The following is a 13,691-nucleotide window of genomic DNA, read 5'->3' as shown; positions in this document are numbered from 1 at the left end:
CCGCGACCGTAGCGCGCGCGGGGCAGCTACAGGGCCAGGCTGGGCTTGACCGAGAGGATGCGCGCGAGCAGCCCGTTGACGAACGTCGGCGACTCGTCGGTCGACAGCGAGCGGGCGAGCTCGACGGCCTCGTTGATCGCGACGGCGTCGGGGACGTCGTCGCCCCAGAGGATCTCGTACGTGCCGATGCGCAGCAGGTTACGGTCGACGGCCGGCATGCGGTCGAGCGTCCAGCCCAGGCTGTACGTCGCCAGCAGGTCGTCGATGCGGTCCGCGTGCTCGACCACGCCCCACACGAGCTCGGCCGTGTAGGGGTTGAGCGGCTGCGGCGCCGACTCCGTGGTCGCGTCGAGGACGTCGGCCGCGGACACGCCCCGGGCCTCCGCCTCGTACAGGACGTCGAGCGCCTTCTTGCGGGCCTTGCTCCGTGCCGACACCTCTAGTTGACGCGGCCGAGGTACGACCCGTCGCGGGTGTCGACCTTGACCTTGGTGTTGTTCTCGATGAACAGCGGCACGGCGATCTCGGCACCGGTCTCGAGGGTGGCGGGCTTGGTGCCGCCGGTCGATCGGTCGCCCTGCAGGCCCGGCTCGGTGTACGTGATCATGAGCTCGACCGAGGCGGGCAGCTCGATGTACAGCGGGACGCCGTCGTGCGTCGCGAGGATCGCCGCCTGGCCCTCGAGCATCCACTTGGCGTTGTCGCCGACCACGGCGTCCGGCACGTGGACCTGGTCGTACGACGAGGTGTCCATGAACACCCAGTCGTCGCCGTCGCGGTAGAGGTACTGGAAGTCGCGGCGGTCGACGTTGGCGGTCTCGACCTTCACGCCGGCGTTGAACGTCTTGTCGACGACCTTGCCGGACAGGACCGCCTTGAGCTTGGTGCGCACGAAGGCCGGGCCCTTGCCGGGCTTGACGTGCTGGAACTCGACGACGGACCAGAGCTGGCCGTCGATGTTGAGGACCAGGCCGTTCTTGAGGTCGTTCGTGGTGGCCACGGGGAGGTCTCCTGGGAAGGTCTAGAGGACGAGCAGCTCACGCGTCGTCGTGGTGAGCGACACGGGCCCGCCGGCATGGACGACGAGGGTGTCCTCGATGCGTACCCCGCCGCGCCCGGGGAGATAGACCCCAGGCTCGACGGTCACCGGCGTGCGGTCGCCCAGGATACCCGCCGTGGAGTAGCCGATCATCGGCGCTTCATGGATGTCGAGCCCGACCCCGTGCCCGAGGCCGTGCCCGAAGTGCTCCGCGTGCCCAGCTGCGGCGATCACCGAGCGTGCCGCGTGGTCGACATCACGCAGCTCCGCGCCCACTGCGAGGGCGTCGACGCCCGCCTGCTGGGCCCGCGCCACGAGCGCATGGAGCTCGCTCTGCCAGGGCTCCGGGTCGGCGCCGACGACGAACGTGCGCGTCTCGTCGGCGTGGTAGCCCGCGGAGAGGGCGCCGAAGTCGATCTTGAGGAGGTCCCCCCGCTCGATCGCCCGGTCGGTGGGGCTGTGGTGCGGGATGGCCGAGTTCGGGCCCGAGGCCACGATGGTGTCGAACGAGACGGCCTCGGCGCCGTGGTCGAGCATCAGGCCGTCGAGCAGCCGGGCCACCTGGCGCTCGGTCATCCCGACGCGCACGAGCGGCAGGGTCGCCGCGAGCGCGGCGTCCGAGATGCGGCACGCCTCGGCGAGGTGCGCGAGCTCGTCGTCGTCCTTCGTCGTGCGCAGCCCCTCCACGACACCCTCGGTCGGCACCAGGTCGAGGTCGCGGTGGGCCGCGCGCAGCGACTCGTGCGCCGCCACGGTCATCCGGGCCGCCTCGAACCCGAGCCGGGACGCGCCTACGGCCACCGCGTGCGCCGCTCCCCCGGCGTCCACGGCGCGCTCGACCAGGACATCCAGGCCCGGGCACTCGGCGGCAGCCTGGGTGACGTAGCGGAAGTCGGTGATCAGCCTGTCATCCTTGGGATCCCGGCCGACGAGCACCGCGCCGTTGGAGCCGCTGAACCCCGAGAGGTAGCGCACGTTGGTCAGGTACGTCACGAGCAGTGCATCGACGCCCTGAGCCGGCAGCAGGGCCCGGACCCGGTCGCGGCGGTCCCGCGTCATGACGCGGCGAGCGCGCGCAGCGCGAGGCGGTAGCTGTCGACGCCGAAGCCGGCGATCGTCCCGGTGGCCACCGCCGCCACCACCGACGTGTGGCGGAACTCCTCGCGCGCAGCAGGGTTCGAGAGGTGCACCTCGACCAAGGGGGCGGTGCGCAGCGCGATCGCGTCGCGCACGGCGTACGAGTAGTGGGTGAACGCCGCGGGATTCAGCACCACGGGCGTGGACGTGTCGGCGGCCTCGTGCAGCCAGTGCACGAGCTCGGCCTCGTCGTCGGTCTGGCGCACCTCGACCTCGAGCCCGAGGGCGGCGCCCTCGGCGGTGCAGATCCCGACGAGCTCGTCGTACGTCGTCGCGCCGTAGACGTCCGGCTCACGGGTGCCCAGCCTGCTCAGGTTGGGCCCGTTCAGCACCAGCACGCGGGTCATGACACCACCTCCGACACCTCGGCGTACGCGGCCTCGAGCAGGGCCTGGTCCGGCCCCTCGAGCAGCCCGGGACGGCCGATGCCGTCGAGGACCACGAAGCGCAGCAGGTCGCCGCGCGACTTCTTGTCGATCCGCATCGCCGCGAGGAGCTCCTCGAACCGGCCGGGCGGGTACGACGTGGGCAGCCCCAGCAGCTGCAGCACCGACAGGTGACGCGCCGCGTCTGCCTGCGGCAGCCGCCCGGCGAGCCGGGCGAGCGCCGACACGTAGTGCAGGCCCACCGCCACCGCGTCGCCGTGGCGCCAGCGGTAGTCCTCGACCTGCTCAATCGCGTGCGCGAACGTGTGGCCGTAGTTGAGCACCTCGCGGCCGAGGCCGCCCTCGCGCGCCTCGCGGAAGTCGTCGCTCACGACGTCGGCCTTGACCTGGATGGCGCGCTCGACGAGCTCGCGGAGCACCGGGCTGGTCGGGTCCGTGGCCCCGGCGACGTCGCCCTCGACCAGGTCGAGGATCACGTCGTCGGAGGTGAACCCCACCTTCACGACCTCGGCCAGCCCCGCCACGAGGTCAGGGGCGGGCAGCGTGCCCAGCGCGTCGAGGTCGGCGAGCACCGCGGCAGGGTGGTGGAAGGCGCCGACGAGGTTCTTGCCCTCGGGCGTGTTGATCCCGGTCTTGCCCCCGACCGCGGCGTCGACCATGCCGAGCAGCGTCGTGGGCATCTGCACGAGGCGGACCCCGCGCAGCCAGCTCGCCGCGAGGAAGCCCGCGAGGTCGGTCGTGGCTCCCCCACCGACCCCGACCACGACGTCCGACCGCGTGAAGCCGGCGCGTCCGAGGGCCGACCAGCACGACGCGAGCACGTCCGCGGTCTTGGCATCCTCGCCGTCCGGCACGGGGATCAGCAGGACCTGGTGCCCCGAGTCGCGCAGCGCCTCAGCGACGCGGGCGCCGTCCTCCGGCCGCGACGCCGGGTGGACGACGGCTGCCCGGTGCGCGCCGCGGACCGCGGAGGGCAGCGAGTCGAGCAGCGAGCGCCCCACCACCACGTCGTACGGCGACTCCCCGCGCACACTGATGCGCGTGGGGCCGGTCATGACGCCTCCCTGAGGCCGAGCGTCTGCACGATGACCTCCGCGACCTCGGCAGGGCTGCGGCCGTCGGTCTCGACCGTGATCGTCGCGACCTCGGCGTACAGCGGGCTCCGCTCGGCCACCAGCGTCGCGAGCCGTCCGCGGACGTTGCCGAGCAGCACGGGCCGCGGCACGTCGAGCCCGACGCGCTTGGCCCCACCGGCGGCGCTCACCTGCAGCCAGACGGTCGGCTGGTCGCGCAGCAGCGCTCGCGTTCCCTCGTCGATCACAGCCCCGCCGCCGAGCGCCAGGACGCCGTCGTGCTCGGCGATCGCGGTCGCCACCGCCGTGCGCTCGAGCGCACGGAAGGCGGGCTCGCCGTCGTCGACGAAGATGTCGGGGATCGACTTGCCCGCCACGACCTCGATGTCGCGGTCGGTGTCGCGCAGGGTGACGCCGAGCAGCTCGGCCAGCACTCCGCCCACGGTGGACTTGCCCGATCCGGGCACACCGACGAGCACGACGCGGGGGGACACGTGCCTACGAGACCACGAGGGCGGCACGGTACGCAGCCGCGTTCCGTGCGGTCTCGGCGACCGAGTCGCCGCCGAACTTCTCGAGGACGGCGTCGGCGAGCACCAGCGCCACCATCGCCTCGGCCACGACGCCTGCGGCCGGGACGGCGCAGACGTCGCTGCGCTGGTTGATCGCCTGCGCCGGCTCGCCGGTGGCGACGTCGATCGTGCGCAGGGCCCTCGGCACCGTGGAGATCGGCTTCATGGCCGCGCGGACGCGCAGGACCTCGCCGGTCGACATGCCGCCCTCGGTGCCGCCGCTGCGGCCGCTGGCGCGGACCACTCCGTCGGGGCCGGGCAGGATCTCGTCGTGCGCCTTCGAGCCCCGGGTGCGGGCGAGCTCGAAGCCGTCGCCCACCTCCACGCCCTTGATGGCCTGGATTCCCATGAGCGCAGCAGCGAGGCGGGCGTCGAGCCGGCGGTCCCAGTGCACGTGGCTGCCGAGGCCCGGCGGGAGGCCGTGCACGACCACCTCGACCACGCCCCCGAGGGTGTCGCCGTCCTTGCGGGCCTGCTCGACCTCCTCGGACATGAGCGCGGACGCCGTGGCGTCGAGGCAGCGGGCGTCGTCGGCGTCGATCGCGTCGAGGTCACCGGGACTCGGGACGAGACCGGCTGGTGCCGACACCGTGCCCAGCTCCACGACGTGCGACAGGACGTGTGCCCCCACCGACTGCTCGAGGAACGCCTTGGCCACGGCCCCGAGGGCCACCCGGGCCGCGGTCTCGCGGGCGCTGGCGCGCTCGAGGATCGGGCGGGCGTCGTCGAAGCCGTACTTCTGCATCCCGACGAGGTCGGCGTGGCCCGGGCGCGGGCGGGTCAGGGGTGCGTTGCGGGCCTGGGCCTCGAGCACGTCGGCGTCGACCGGGTCGGCCGCCATGACGGTCTCCCACTTGGGCCACTCGCTGTTGCCGACCTCGATGGCGATCGGGCCGCCCAGGGTCGACCCGTGCCGCACTCCGCCCAGGATGCGCACGGCATCCTGCTCGAACTTCATGCGGGCGCCCCGGCCGACGCCGAGACGGCGGCGGGCGAGGTCCCGGTCGACGTCCGCGGTCGTGACGGCGACCCCTGCGGGCAGGCCCTCGAGGATCGCGACGAGCGCGGGTCCGTGGGACTCTCCGGCGGTCAACCAACGCAGCATCCCGTCATCATCCCATGCGGCACGTCCAGCACCCGAGCAGGGCGCGGCACCACCGCGACGACGAAGGACGCGGGGTGGGCCGATGCCCGCCGCCGCGTCCTTCGTGTCGTCGAACGAACGCTCAGGTCGCGACCGTCGAGGCGCTGCCCTTGCAGACGGGGACGTTCTGGTCTCCGAACAGCACGCCCACGCAGTCGCTGTTGAAGATGGCGTACAGGGTGAAGTACTGCCCGAAGTCCTTGCCGACGCTCGCCGAGTAGGGCTTGCCGTTGACCTGGATCTGGGCGACGCCGGCATCCTGCTTGATGATCGTCACCTCGACCTTGTAGGTCGTGGAGGTCGACTGGTCCGGAGGCGTCACCGGCGCCGAGGCGTCAGGCGCCGGCGTCGAGGTGCCCGGGTCCGGGGTCGTGCCGTCGCCTGACCCGCTCGGGGCCTGCTCCTCGGGGAAGAGCACGGCGAAGGGGTCGTGGCTCGTGACCGTGGCGGTCTTGACCGTCACCGCCTTGGTCGGCTTGGCCGACGGCGATGGCGCAACCTCGGGCTCGGTGGCAGCAGGCTTCTTCGGCGGCATGGCGACCTCGTCGCCGGACGACGACTGGTTGAGGAAGAAGAAGGCTCCACCACCGACGACCACTGCCCCGAGCACTGCGCCGAGCGCGAGCAGCGCCTTGCGGTTGTTGCCCTTCTCGGGCTGCGGGTCCGCCTGCACCGGCGCCGCGGCGCCGTTCCCGGCCGCGAAGATCGGCTCACTCATGACTCTCTCCTCAGCTTGCCGTGTCGGAAGCGGTCTCGCCGGCTGCGGGCGCGGGGGCCTTGGCCGTCACAGGTGCGCCGGGGTTGGCGGTGAACACGCGACCGGTCAGGGTCACGTTCAGCGTGCCGGAGGGCTTCGTCGCGTCCTCGACCCTGCTGATGTCGATCCCCGTCACGAGGAACGAGCGCTGCAGGCTCTCGAGGCTGAGCAGGAAGAGCCGCACGTTCGCGAACCGTCCCTCGACGATCACGGAGACCGGGTACTGGTTGACCTGGCCGGGTGCTGCCAGGTCGGCCTGGTCGCCCGAGCCACCGGCGTCCAGCGGCTGGGGCGTCGACGGCACCAGCGACACGAGCGTGACGCCCGCGGTCGCTGCCTTCGTGCTGACGCTGCGCACCACCGACGGCATGTTCGGGCTGCTCGGGATGCGCGAGCGGATGCTCGCGAGCTGCTGCTCGAGCTCGGGAAGGTTCTTGTACTGCGCCTTCAACGACTCGATCTGCCGCTCGGTCACGACGTTGGCGGCCGCCCTGTCGTCGGCGGCCGTGCCGATCTCCGCGGCGCTGGAGCGCTGCGGGGACACGAGCAGGAACCAGCCGGCGATGAGGACGAGGACCGAGGCGAGCGCGGCACCCACGTACCACTTGCTTGCACCGGGGAGACTCATGTCAGTTACCCGCCTTCGGGTCGTAGCGGCGCGAGAGCGCCTTGTCGGTGACCGTCACGGTGGCGCTGAACGTCAGGCCCTCGGCGTCACTCTCGGCACGCTTGACCTCGCCCGGGAACGGATCGAGCATCGTCTTCTGCTTGGCCAGGACGTCGAGGAAGGCGGCGAAGTCGCCGAACCGGACTGCCTCGCCCTCGTAGGAGATCTGGCCGATCCCAGGACGCCCGAGGGCGCTGATCACGGCGGCGTCGTCGGCGGTCGCCGCGGAGGCTGCTCCCGGCACCGGTGCGACCCCGTTGACGCTCCCGGACAGGCTGATGAGAGAGGTGTTCCGGGGGATGGTCAGCGAGAGGTTGTTGAGCAGGAACGACCAGCGCACCTCGCCGCCCATGGCGTTGTACGCCTGGGTCTGCGCGATGGCGACCTCGTTCTGCACCTTGGGGACGTCGGAGTAGCGAGCGAGCTCCTTCTGGAGCACGACTCCCTGGGCTGCCGCGGTGTCGAGCCGCTCCTGCGCCGCGTTCACCTCGTTCGTCGCGAGGAGGTACAGCCCTCCCACCGCGACGACGGAGGCGGCGACGGCGCCGATCATGATGGTCCTGGCGTGCCGCTCCTTGGCCTCGGCCGCGATGACCGCGGGCATGAGGTTGACCCGCGGGTACGCCGCGGAGCGGTCGGGGATCGGGATCCCGCCGTGCTGCTCGTCGGGCGCCTCGAGGACGTCCGTGCTGGACCTGCGCAACGACACCATCACACCGCTCCCATCGCGAGGCCGACCGGTACGGCCGAGAGGGGCTCGACGAACTGCAGCTGCTCTGGCGTCAGTCCGGTCTTGCCCAGCGAGACATGGCTGAAGGGCCGGCCGTATTCGACGGGCGTGCGCACCGCCGTGGCCAGGCGCTGGGCGAGCCCGTCGGCGAGCGATCCGCCGCCCGAGAGCACGACCCGCGAGAGCGGGCGCCCACCGCTCATCGCCACGAAGTAGTCGACCGAGCCGCGCACCTCGTCCACGAACTCCGCCAGGGCGGCGTCGATGATGCGACGGGCATCGGCGGAGGCCGGGTCGGCCAGCGAGAGCCGGTCGCGCTTGAGCCGCTCCGCCTCAGCGGTCGGGATGCCGAGCCGCTCGACCACGGCCGAGGTCACGTCGTCGCCACCGAGGAGCAGGATGCGCACGAACTTCGGCACCCCCGCCTCGTGGACGACGATGTTGGTCACCTTGGCGCCGATGTCGACGACGGCCTCGGGGCCGTTGAGCCCCAGGGCGTCTCCTGCGCCGGCGACCCGCAGCACCGCGAACGGCGTGAGGTCTACCGTCGTCACCCGAAGGCCGGCGCGCTGCGCCGCCCGGATGGAGTCGAGGACCGCGTCCTGTGCCGCGGCCACGAGAAGGCCTCGCACCATGCGGCTGTTGTCGGTGGTGATCTCCTCGAGCGGGACGAAGTCGAGCACCGCCTCGTCGACGGGCATGGGGACGAGGTCCGCGACCTGGAACTTGAGGCTCGCCCTCAGCTCGTCGGCCGGGAGCCACGGGAGGTCGACCAGCCGGACCACGACCTTCTGGTTCGACACCCCGAGCACGACGTCCTTCTGCGAGAACTTCGCCTGGGCCCACAGGGTCTTGATGGCGTCGCCGACGGCGTCAGGGTCGACGACCTCGCCGTCGCGCACAACTCCGGCGGGCAGTGCGACCTGCCCGAAACGCTCCAGAACCGGTCCCCCCTTGGAGAGGGAAACCTGGGCCGCCCGGACACTCGATGTGCCGATGTCCAGGCCGATGGCGGTCCGACCAGCCACGGTAGTCACCCTTCGCCTGCCACCAGCTTCTGCTCAGGTGGCTCTCCTTACGCACTTCGGCGCTGGAGGCTCCGGGCTTGAGGGTTCTGTGAGGTCTAGTTGGTCCGTTCGGGGCGATCGGCGGTGCGAAACGGCCCGGAATCCTCAGGAGCCGAACGCGAGCGACGCGTACCAGTCGATGACCGGCTGACCCAGCAGGATCGTCAGACCGGCGCCGGCGATCATGAAGGGCCCGAACGGGACCTTGGTCTTGCGCCCGGCGCTGGTGAACGCCATGAGGGCGACGCCGCCCACGGCGCCGAGCAGGAAGCCCAGGAAGCCTCCGAGGGCCACATGGCCCCACGACAGCCAGCCGAGGTAGATGCCGAGAACGCCCGCGAACTTCACGTCGCCGAAGCCCATTGCATCGGGACGGATGAACCAGACCACGAAGTAGAAGGCCAGCAGGGCCAAGCCGCCGAGGACCGCACGGAGGTAGGACGTCCAGTCGCCGTCGAGGATGGCCGGCAGCAGCAGCAGCACCAGCGCCACGGCGTACGACGGGAGCGTCAGCACGTCGGGCAGCCGCTTGGTGTCGTAGTCGATGAAGGCCAGGGCTACGCCCACGGCCACGAGGTAGAGGTACGCCGGGAGAGCCCACGAGAGCCCGAAGTGCAGCAGCATGAGGACGAACAGGACGCCGGTGAGGGCCTCGACCACGAGGTAGCGCGGTGAGATCGACGTGCCGCACCCCCGGCAGCGACCGCGAAGGACGAGCCAGCTGACGATCGGGATGTTGTCACGGGGCGAGATCTCCTGCTCGCACGTCGGACAACGCGACGGCGGGTGGACGACGGAGAGCCCTGCCGGCACCCGGTAGATGACCACGTTGAGGAACGACCCGATCGCGGCACCGAACAGGAACGCGAAGGTGCCGAAGAAAAGGTACTCGCCAGTCGTCACGGCGCGACCCTAGCCCGGCCGCCGCCCAGTGCGTCGATGACGCCCCGGGAGCGTCCCCGGGGCGTCATCGACGTCGTGCGCGGTGTCACTTCGCCTTGAGCTCGAGCCACTGGGTGGTGCGGATGATGTCGAGCAGCGGCACCTCGACGTTCCGGTCGTACTTGATCACCGCGTTCTTGACCTCGTTGATGTCGCCACCGTCGGTGCAGGAGTCGTTCGCGATGATGGTGCCGGTGATTCCGTTGCTGGAGGTCTCGACCTGGATCTGGTCGCCGGCCCCGAAGACTCCGATGCCCGCCTCGAAGTTCGAGGTCATGACCAGGTCCGTGTCGGCCACGAGGACCGTGCCCGGCAGCGCGGCGTTCGAGATCGTGACCAGCTTCGCGGTGATGCCGCCCCCGAGCTTGCCGCAGGTTGCTGCGGGGCCGCCGCTCGGCTTGGACTCCGCGATCACCGTCGCCGAGTTCACGACGGTGTTCCGGCTGATGAACGCGTCGCCCTGGTAGACGTAGTAGATGCCGTCGCCCCACGCGGTCGAGGTCATCGACCACACCGGCGGCGTCGTGCCGCTGCCGTCCGCGTAGCTCCAGCCTCGGTACGTGCCTCCGCTGTCGAGATCGGCCAAGGTGGTTCCGTCGCACGGGGTGGTGGACGGCGACTTCACCTCGCCGTCGGGGCACAGGTCGTACCAGCCCGTGGCGTACTGCGACGCGAACGTGTTGTAGAGGAACCGCGCCTTGACCTCAGGCACGCTCTCGAGCGGCTGGTCGCCGCCAGAACCGGTCATCCCGACGCTTCCGCACACCGAGTAGTCGCCGCTTGCGGTGACCGTGCCGTTCACCGTCTGCGAGCATCCCGTGCCGTCGGCGTCCCCGTTCGTGTGGACGTTGGCGGTGCCGCCGGAGGCCGCGAGGCTGACATCCACCGTGACGGAGGACGAGAAGCTCAGGTTGCCCGACGTGAGGATCGCGTTGCCCGGCTTGTAGGGCGCGAACAGGTACTCGACCTTGAGGAACCGCTTCTTCGCACTGGAGTCGGTGCAGTTCGGGTCGCAGCCGAGGGAGTAGATGACGTTGTAGTCCGCCGGCTTGATCGCGAAGTACTCACCGGTGCCCGTGCTCTCGTAGGCGGCGCCGTCGTCGACCATGGTCTTGATGGTCTCGAGGGCCCAGACCCGCTCGGCGTCGGTCGTGAGGTCGGCTGCACCCATCGCCGGGCCGTAGGAGTAGCTCTGGTCCTTCTGCAGCTCGGCGAGCTGGCGGTCGACGCCGGTCTCGGCCGCGGCGACGGCTCCCTCGAACTTGTCGTGGTCGGTGCTCGACCGCAGGCTCCCGATCGTCAGCGTGGTGATCGCGACGACGAGCAGGGTCATGAGACCCATCACGAGCAGGACGACGACCAGGGCAAGGCCCGAGTCGGGCTCCTGCTGGATCTGCCGGAGACGCGTGGTCCACATGGCTACGGTCACTCCCCTAGTACTGCTCGTCGACATTGCGGAGGCGCTCGGCGAAGTAGAGCGTGCGGGCGCTGGCGCCCCGGCCCACGATCGAGTCGTAGGTCACGAGGGTCTGCACCACCTGTGTGTTCGGCGGGGTCAGGTCGTAGGTGAAGGCGATCTGGCTCACGAGGCTGCGCGCCTCGATCACCTGGGTGGCCGAGCCGACCTTGCGGATCACGTCGTAGTGCAGGCCGTCACCCGAGGGCTCGAGCTTCCACGTGATGCTCTCGTTGGTCTGGCGCTTGTAGTCGGAGTTGGCATCGATCCAGACGACCAGCTGGCTCGTCGTCGCGCCGGCATCCACACCTCGCGCGTTGCGGATGTCGCGACCCATGCGCTCGGCCACCTTGCGCGCATCAGCGAGGCCGGTCGCGTCGTCGTCGGTCGCGGTGTAGACCTTCGCCGTGGCCTGGAAGGCGGCGGCCGCGATCGCCAGCACGATGCTGAGCAGCACCATGGTCACGAGGAGCTCGACCAGGGTCACGCCCTCCTCCGCGGGTCGGCCCGCGAGCCGGTCGCGCACTGCCTTCAGGCTGCGGTTCGCGCTCATTCCGGGATCACCATCCGAGACTGGGCGCCCGCCCAGTCGTAGCCGATGCGGACGTCGCCCGCGGAGGTCGAGGGGATCACCACGCGGATGACCGCGTACTTGTTCTTGGCCACCGAGAAGTCGGCGCCTACCGGGACGCCGATGGCAACCTCGCGGAAGGTTCCGTCGCACAGCGTCAGGGTGGCGCTGCCGGTTCCGCGCGAGGTGAAGGTGCCGAGGCTCGTGTTGATCGACTGGCCGAAGGCGACGTTGACCGTCAGCGGGCTGCCTGCTGTGAGGCAGGCGACGTTCAGGTAGAGCACCGCCTGGCCGGCCCGGAAGGTCGTCGCCACCGGCACCTGCTTGCGTACGTCGAACACCCTCGACTTGTTGGTCTCGGTCGCCAGTACCCCGCCGCGCTCGAGCCACCGGCCGGCCGTGCCGGTCTTGTCGGTCGAGTAGTTGTTCGCTGCGGACTGGAGGGTGGCGTTGGTGTCGAATGCGGGGTTGCTCAGGGCGAGCGTGTGACTGCCGAGCGGGAGCTCGTGAAGGTACTCGGTCGTCAGAGTGCAGGCGGCCGCGCACGACGGCACGGGCAGCGGGAACGGCGTCTGCGGGTCGCCCGTGGGCGTGGCGGTGGGGCTCGAGCTGGTGGGCGTCGGCGTCGGGGTGGCCGACGGCGTGCCCGAGATGCTGTAGCTGCCGGACAGGGTCTGCGACGCCGTGGCCGCCAGCGGCTGGGCCACGGACTTGAAGGTGAAGGCCACTGCCGTGGTGTCGCCGGGGCTGCCGGTGACGGTGCGGGATGCCAGGACCCAGACCTCGCCGTTGACCTCGACGTTGCCGGTGTCGAGCGTGCCGTCGGCGCTGGTGTCGGTGAGGCTGGTGACCTCGGTCGCGTCCAGCACGCCGTCCTTGTCCGAGTCGACGACATAGCTCCACGTGCCTGACGGGCCGGTGATGTTCCAGGCGTCGCGGGCGCCGTAGTTCTTGAGCCTCAGCCCGTACGTCACCACGGTGCCGGTGCCCTTGGTCTGCACCGAGGGCGACGAGTACTGCAGCAGGAAGCGGGGAAGGGGAAGGCCGCGCCGCGTCGCCGTCACGAACGTCGAGGTCGAGCGGACCTTGGTCTCGTCGCCGACCTCCCAGGTCACGACGACGGTGAGGCGACGGGTGCCCGAGCTGATGCCGGCCGGCTGCGTCACATAGCGCCAGATGGTGTAGGTGGTGCTGTTGTGCGTCTCCGTCGTCACGTGCGGGTTGAGCGTCCCGACGCTGGCGAAGACGAGGTCCTCGGCGACCCCGGTGCCGGGGTCGAAGGTGTCGCTGTCGATGCGAGGGTCCCCGGCGAGCGTCGGGTCGCCGGTCACCATGGCCACGTCCGCGAAGTCGAGGGCGCGGGCTCGCTCGATCGCCTGGTTCATCATGTCGCCGGCGAGCTGGTTCTGCCGGGCGGCCAGGGTGCCCTTGACCCCGGCGATGGCCGCCAGACCCAGAGCGAGGAAGACCCCAGACGCGATCGTCAGCGCGACCATGATCTCGACCAGGGTGACACCGTCGTCACCGCGCGTGCGGCCACGCCTGAAGATGCTCATACGCGCTCCATCGGCCACCGGAGAGCCTGCCTTGAGCCGGGGGGTCACCCGACCGGCCCAGGACGGGCCGCGGACGTGCGGAAGGGGAGGAGCGGCGGGCCGCTCCTCCCCTTCCCGATCTGCTAGCAGGTGCCCGGTGACGGGACCCCGACGAGGTTGGAGTAGTGCCAGGTCTGCCCCGGGAGCGAGTCGTGCACGCCCTCGATGCAGTACGTCGTCGCGGTCACGATGGCCGCGTTGACGGTCACCTCGATCGCCTGGCTGATCCCCTGACCGCGCTCCCCCGCGAGGGTGGTGTCCTCGAGCCCCAGATAGCTGCCCGAGTTGTGCACGGCCCAGGTCTCGGCGGCCGTCGCGGCGTTCTTCAGGTCGTTCTTCAGCGCCGCCTTGTAGGCGTTGTCGCGCTGGCTCAGGTACGTCGGGATGGCGATAGCAGCAAGGATGCCGATGATGATCATGACGACCAGGAGCTCGATGAGCGTGAAGCCCTGGTCCGCCGTCCCTTCCGTGCGCGTCGTCCGATCGAGCATGGTTGCTCCCGGTGGGAGAGGCCTAGAAAGAGGCCTCGGCCGGGAGCCCGGTTCGGGTCTCCCG

The 13,691-nt window shown here is 70.7% G+C and carries 16 protein-coding genes; all 16 read right to left on the bottom strand.

Annotation, left to right across the window (positions count from 1 at the left end; translation table 11 throughout):
* Positions 1-26: 26 nt before the first annotated feature.
* The gene (gene nusB, locus ACFQGU_RS10820) at positions 27-437 is read right to left on the bottom strand and encodes a transcription antitermination factor NusB (RefSeq protein ID WP_386766526.1); all 411 of its coding nucleotides are present in this window, start codon (positions 435-437) and stop codon (positions 27-29) included.
* Positions 438-439: 2 nt separating this feature from the next.
* Positions 440-1,000 carry an elongation factor P gene (efp, locus tag ACFQGU_RS10815; protein ID WP_386766524.1) on the bottom strand — a complete coding sequence of 187 codons (561 nt, stop codon included), beginning with the start codon at positions 998-1,000 and terminating at the stop codon, positions 440-442.
* Positions 1,001-1,021: 21 nt separating this feature from the next.
* Complete coding sequence (locus ACFQGU_RS10810; RefSeq protein WP_386766522.1) at positions 1,022-2,098, bottom strand: M24 family metallopeptidase; 1,077 nt, start codon at positions 2,096-2,098, stop codon at positions 1,022-1,024.
* A complete protein-coding gene (gene aroQ / locus ACFQGU_RS10805) occupies positions 2,095-2,523 on the bottom strand; it encodes a type II 3-dehydroquinate dehydratase (protein ID WP_386766520.1) in 429 nt (142 codons plus the stop codon). Before aroQ ends, ACFQGU_RS10810 begins: the two co-directional genes overlap by 4 nt.
* Entirely contained in the window at positions 2,520-3,617 is a 1,098-nt protein-coding gene (gene aroB / locus ACFQGU_RS10800) for a 3-dehydroquinate synthase (RefSeq protein ID WP_386766518.1), read from the bottom strand. Before aroB ends, aroQ begins: the two co-directional genes overlap by 4 nt.
* Positions 3,614-4,129 (bottom strand): shikimate kinase, encoded by a 516-nt coding sequence (locus ACFQGU_RS10795; RefSeq protein WP_386766516.1) that lies wholly within the window; start codon positions 4,127-4,129, stop codon positions 3,614-3,616. The genes aroB and ACFQGU_RS10795 overlap by 4 nt, the downstream gene beginning before the upstream one ends.
* A 4-nt stretch (positions 4,130-4,133) precedes the next feature.
* A complete protein-coding gene (gene aroC / locus ACFQGU_RS10790) occupies positions 4,134-5,312 on the bottom strand; it encodes a chorismate synthase (protein WP_386766514.1) in 1,179 nt (392 codons plus the stop codon).
* A 121-nt stretch (positions 5,313-5,433) separates the two neighbouring features.
* Positions 5,434-6,069, bottom strand: a complete 636-nt coding sequence (locus ACFQGU_RS10785) for a hypothetical protein (RefSeq protein WP_386766512.1) — start codon at positions 6,067-6,069, stop codon at positions 5,434-5,436.
* Between the two features lie 10 nt (positions 6,070-6,079).
* Positions 6,080-6,736 (bottom strand): type IV pilus inner membrane component PilO, encoded by a 657-nt coding sequence (locus tag ACFQGU_RS10780; RefSeq protein WP_386766510.1) that lies wholly within the window; start codon positions 6,734-6,736, stop codon positions 6,080-6,082.
* 1 nt (position 6,737) lies between these two features.
* On the bottom strand, positions 6,738-7,478 hold the full coding sequence (locus ACFQGU_RS10775) for a hypothetical protein (protein ID WP_386766508.1): 741 nt from the start codon (positions 7,476-7,478) through the stop codon (positions 6,738-6,740).
* 8 nt (positions 7,479-7,486) lie between these two features.
* Positions 7,487-8,533 carry a type IV pilus assembly protein PilM gene (gene pilM, locus ACFQGU_RS10770; RefSeq protein WP_386766506.1) on the bottom strand — a complete coding sequence of 349 codons (1,047 nt, stop codon included), beginning with the start codon at positions 8,531-8,533 and terminating at the stop codon, positions 7,487-7,489.
* Positions 8,534-8,677: 144 nt separating this feature from the next.
* A complete protein-coding gene (locus ACFQGU_RS10765; protein ID WP_386766504.1) occupies positions 8,678-9,475 on the bottom strand; it encodes a prepilin peptidase in 798 nt (265 codons plus the stop codon).
* Between the two features lie 85 nt (positions 9,476-9,560).
* Positions 9,561-10,931, bottom strand: a complete 1,371-nt coding sequence (locus ACFQGU_RS10760) for a hypothetical protein (RefSeq protein WP_386766502.1) — start codon at positions 10,929-10,931, stop codon at positions 9,561-9,563.
* Between the two features lie 16 nt (positions 10,932-10,947).
* A complete protein-coding gene (locus ACFQGU_RS10755) occupies positions 10,948-11,523 on the bottom strand; it encodes a PilW family protein (protein WP_386766500.1) in 576 nt (191 codons plus the stop codon).
* On the bottom strand, positions 11,520-13,097 hold the full coding sequence (locus tag ACFQGU_RS10750; RefSeq protein ID WP_386766498.1) for a type IV pilus modification PilV family protein: 1,578 nt from the start codon (positions 13,095-13,097) through the stop codon (positions 11,520-11,522). Before ACFQGU_RS10750 ends, ACFQGU_RS10755 begins: the two co-directional genes overlap by 4 nt.
* A 122-nt stretch (positions 13,098-13,219) precedes the next feature.
* Complete coding sequence (locus tag ACFQGU_RS10745) at positions 13,220-13,627, bottom strand: type II secretion system protein (protein ID WP_386766496.1); 408 nt, start codon at positions 13,625-13,627, stop codon at positions 13,220-13,222.
* Positions 13,628-13,691 lie beyond the last annotated feature (64 nt).

It is taken from the genome of Longivirga aurantiaca, from assembly GCF_042660085.1.
Classification (GTDB): Bacteria; Actinomycetota; Actinomycetes; order S36-B12; family CAIYMF01; genus Longivirga; species Longivirga aurantiaca.
This window is presented reverse-complemented; position numbering and strand designations above follow the sequence as displayed.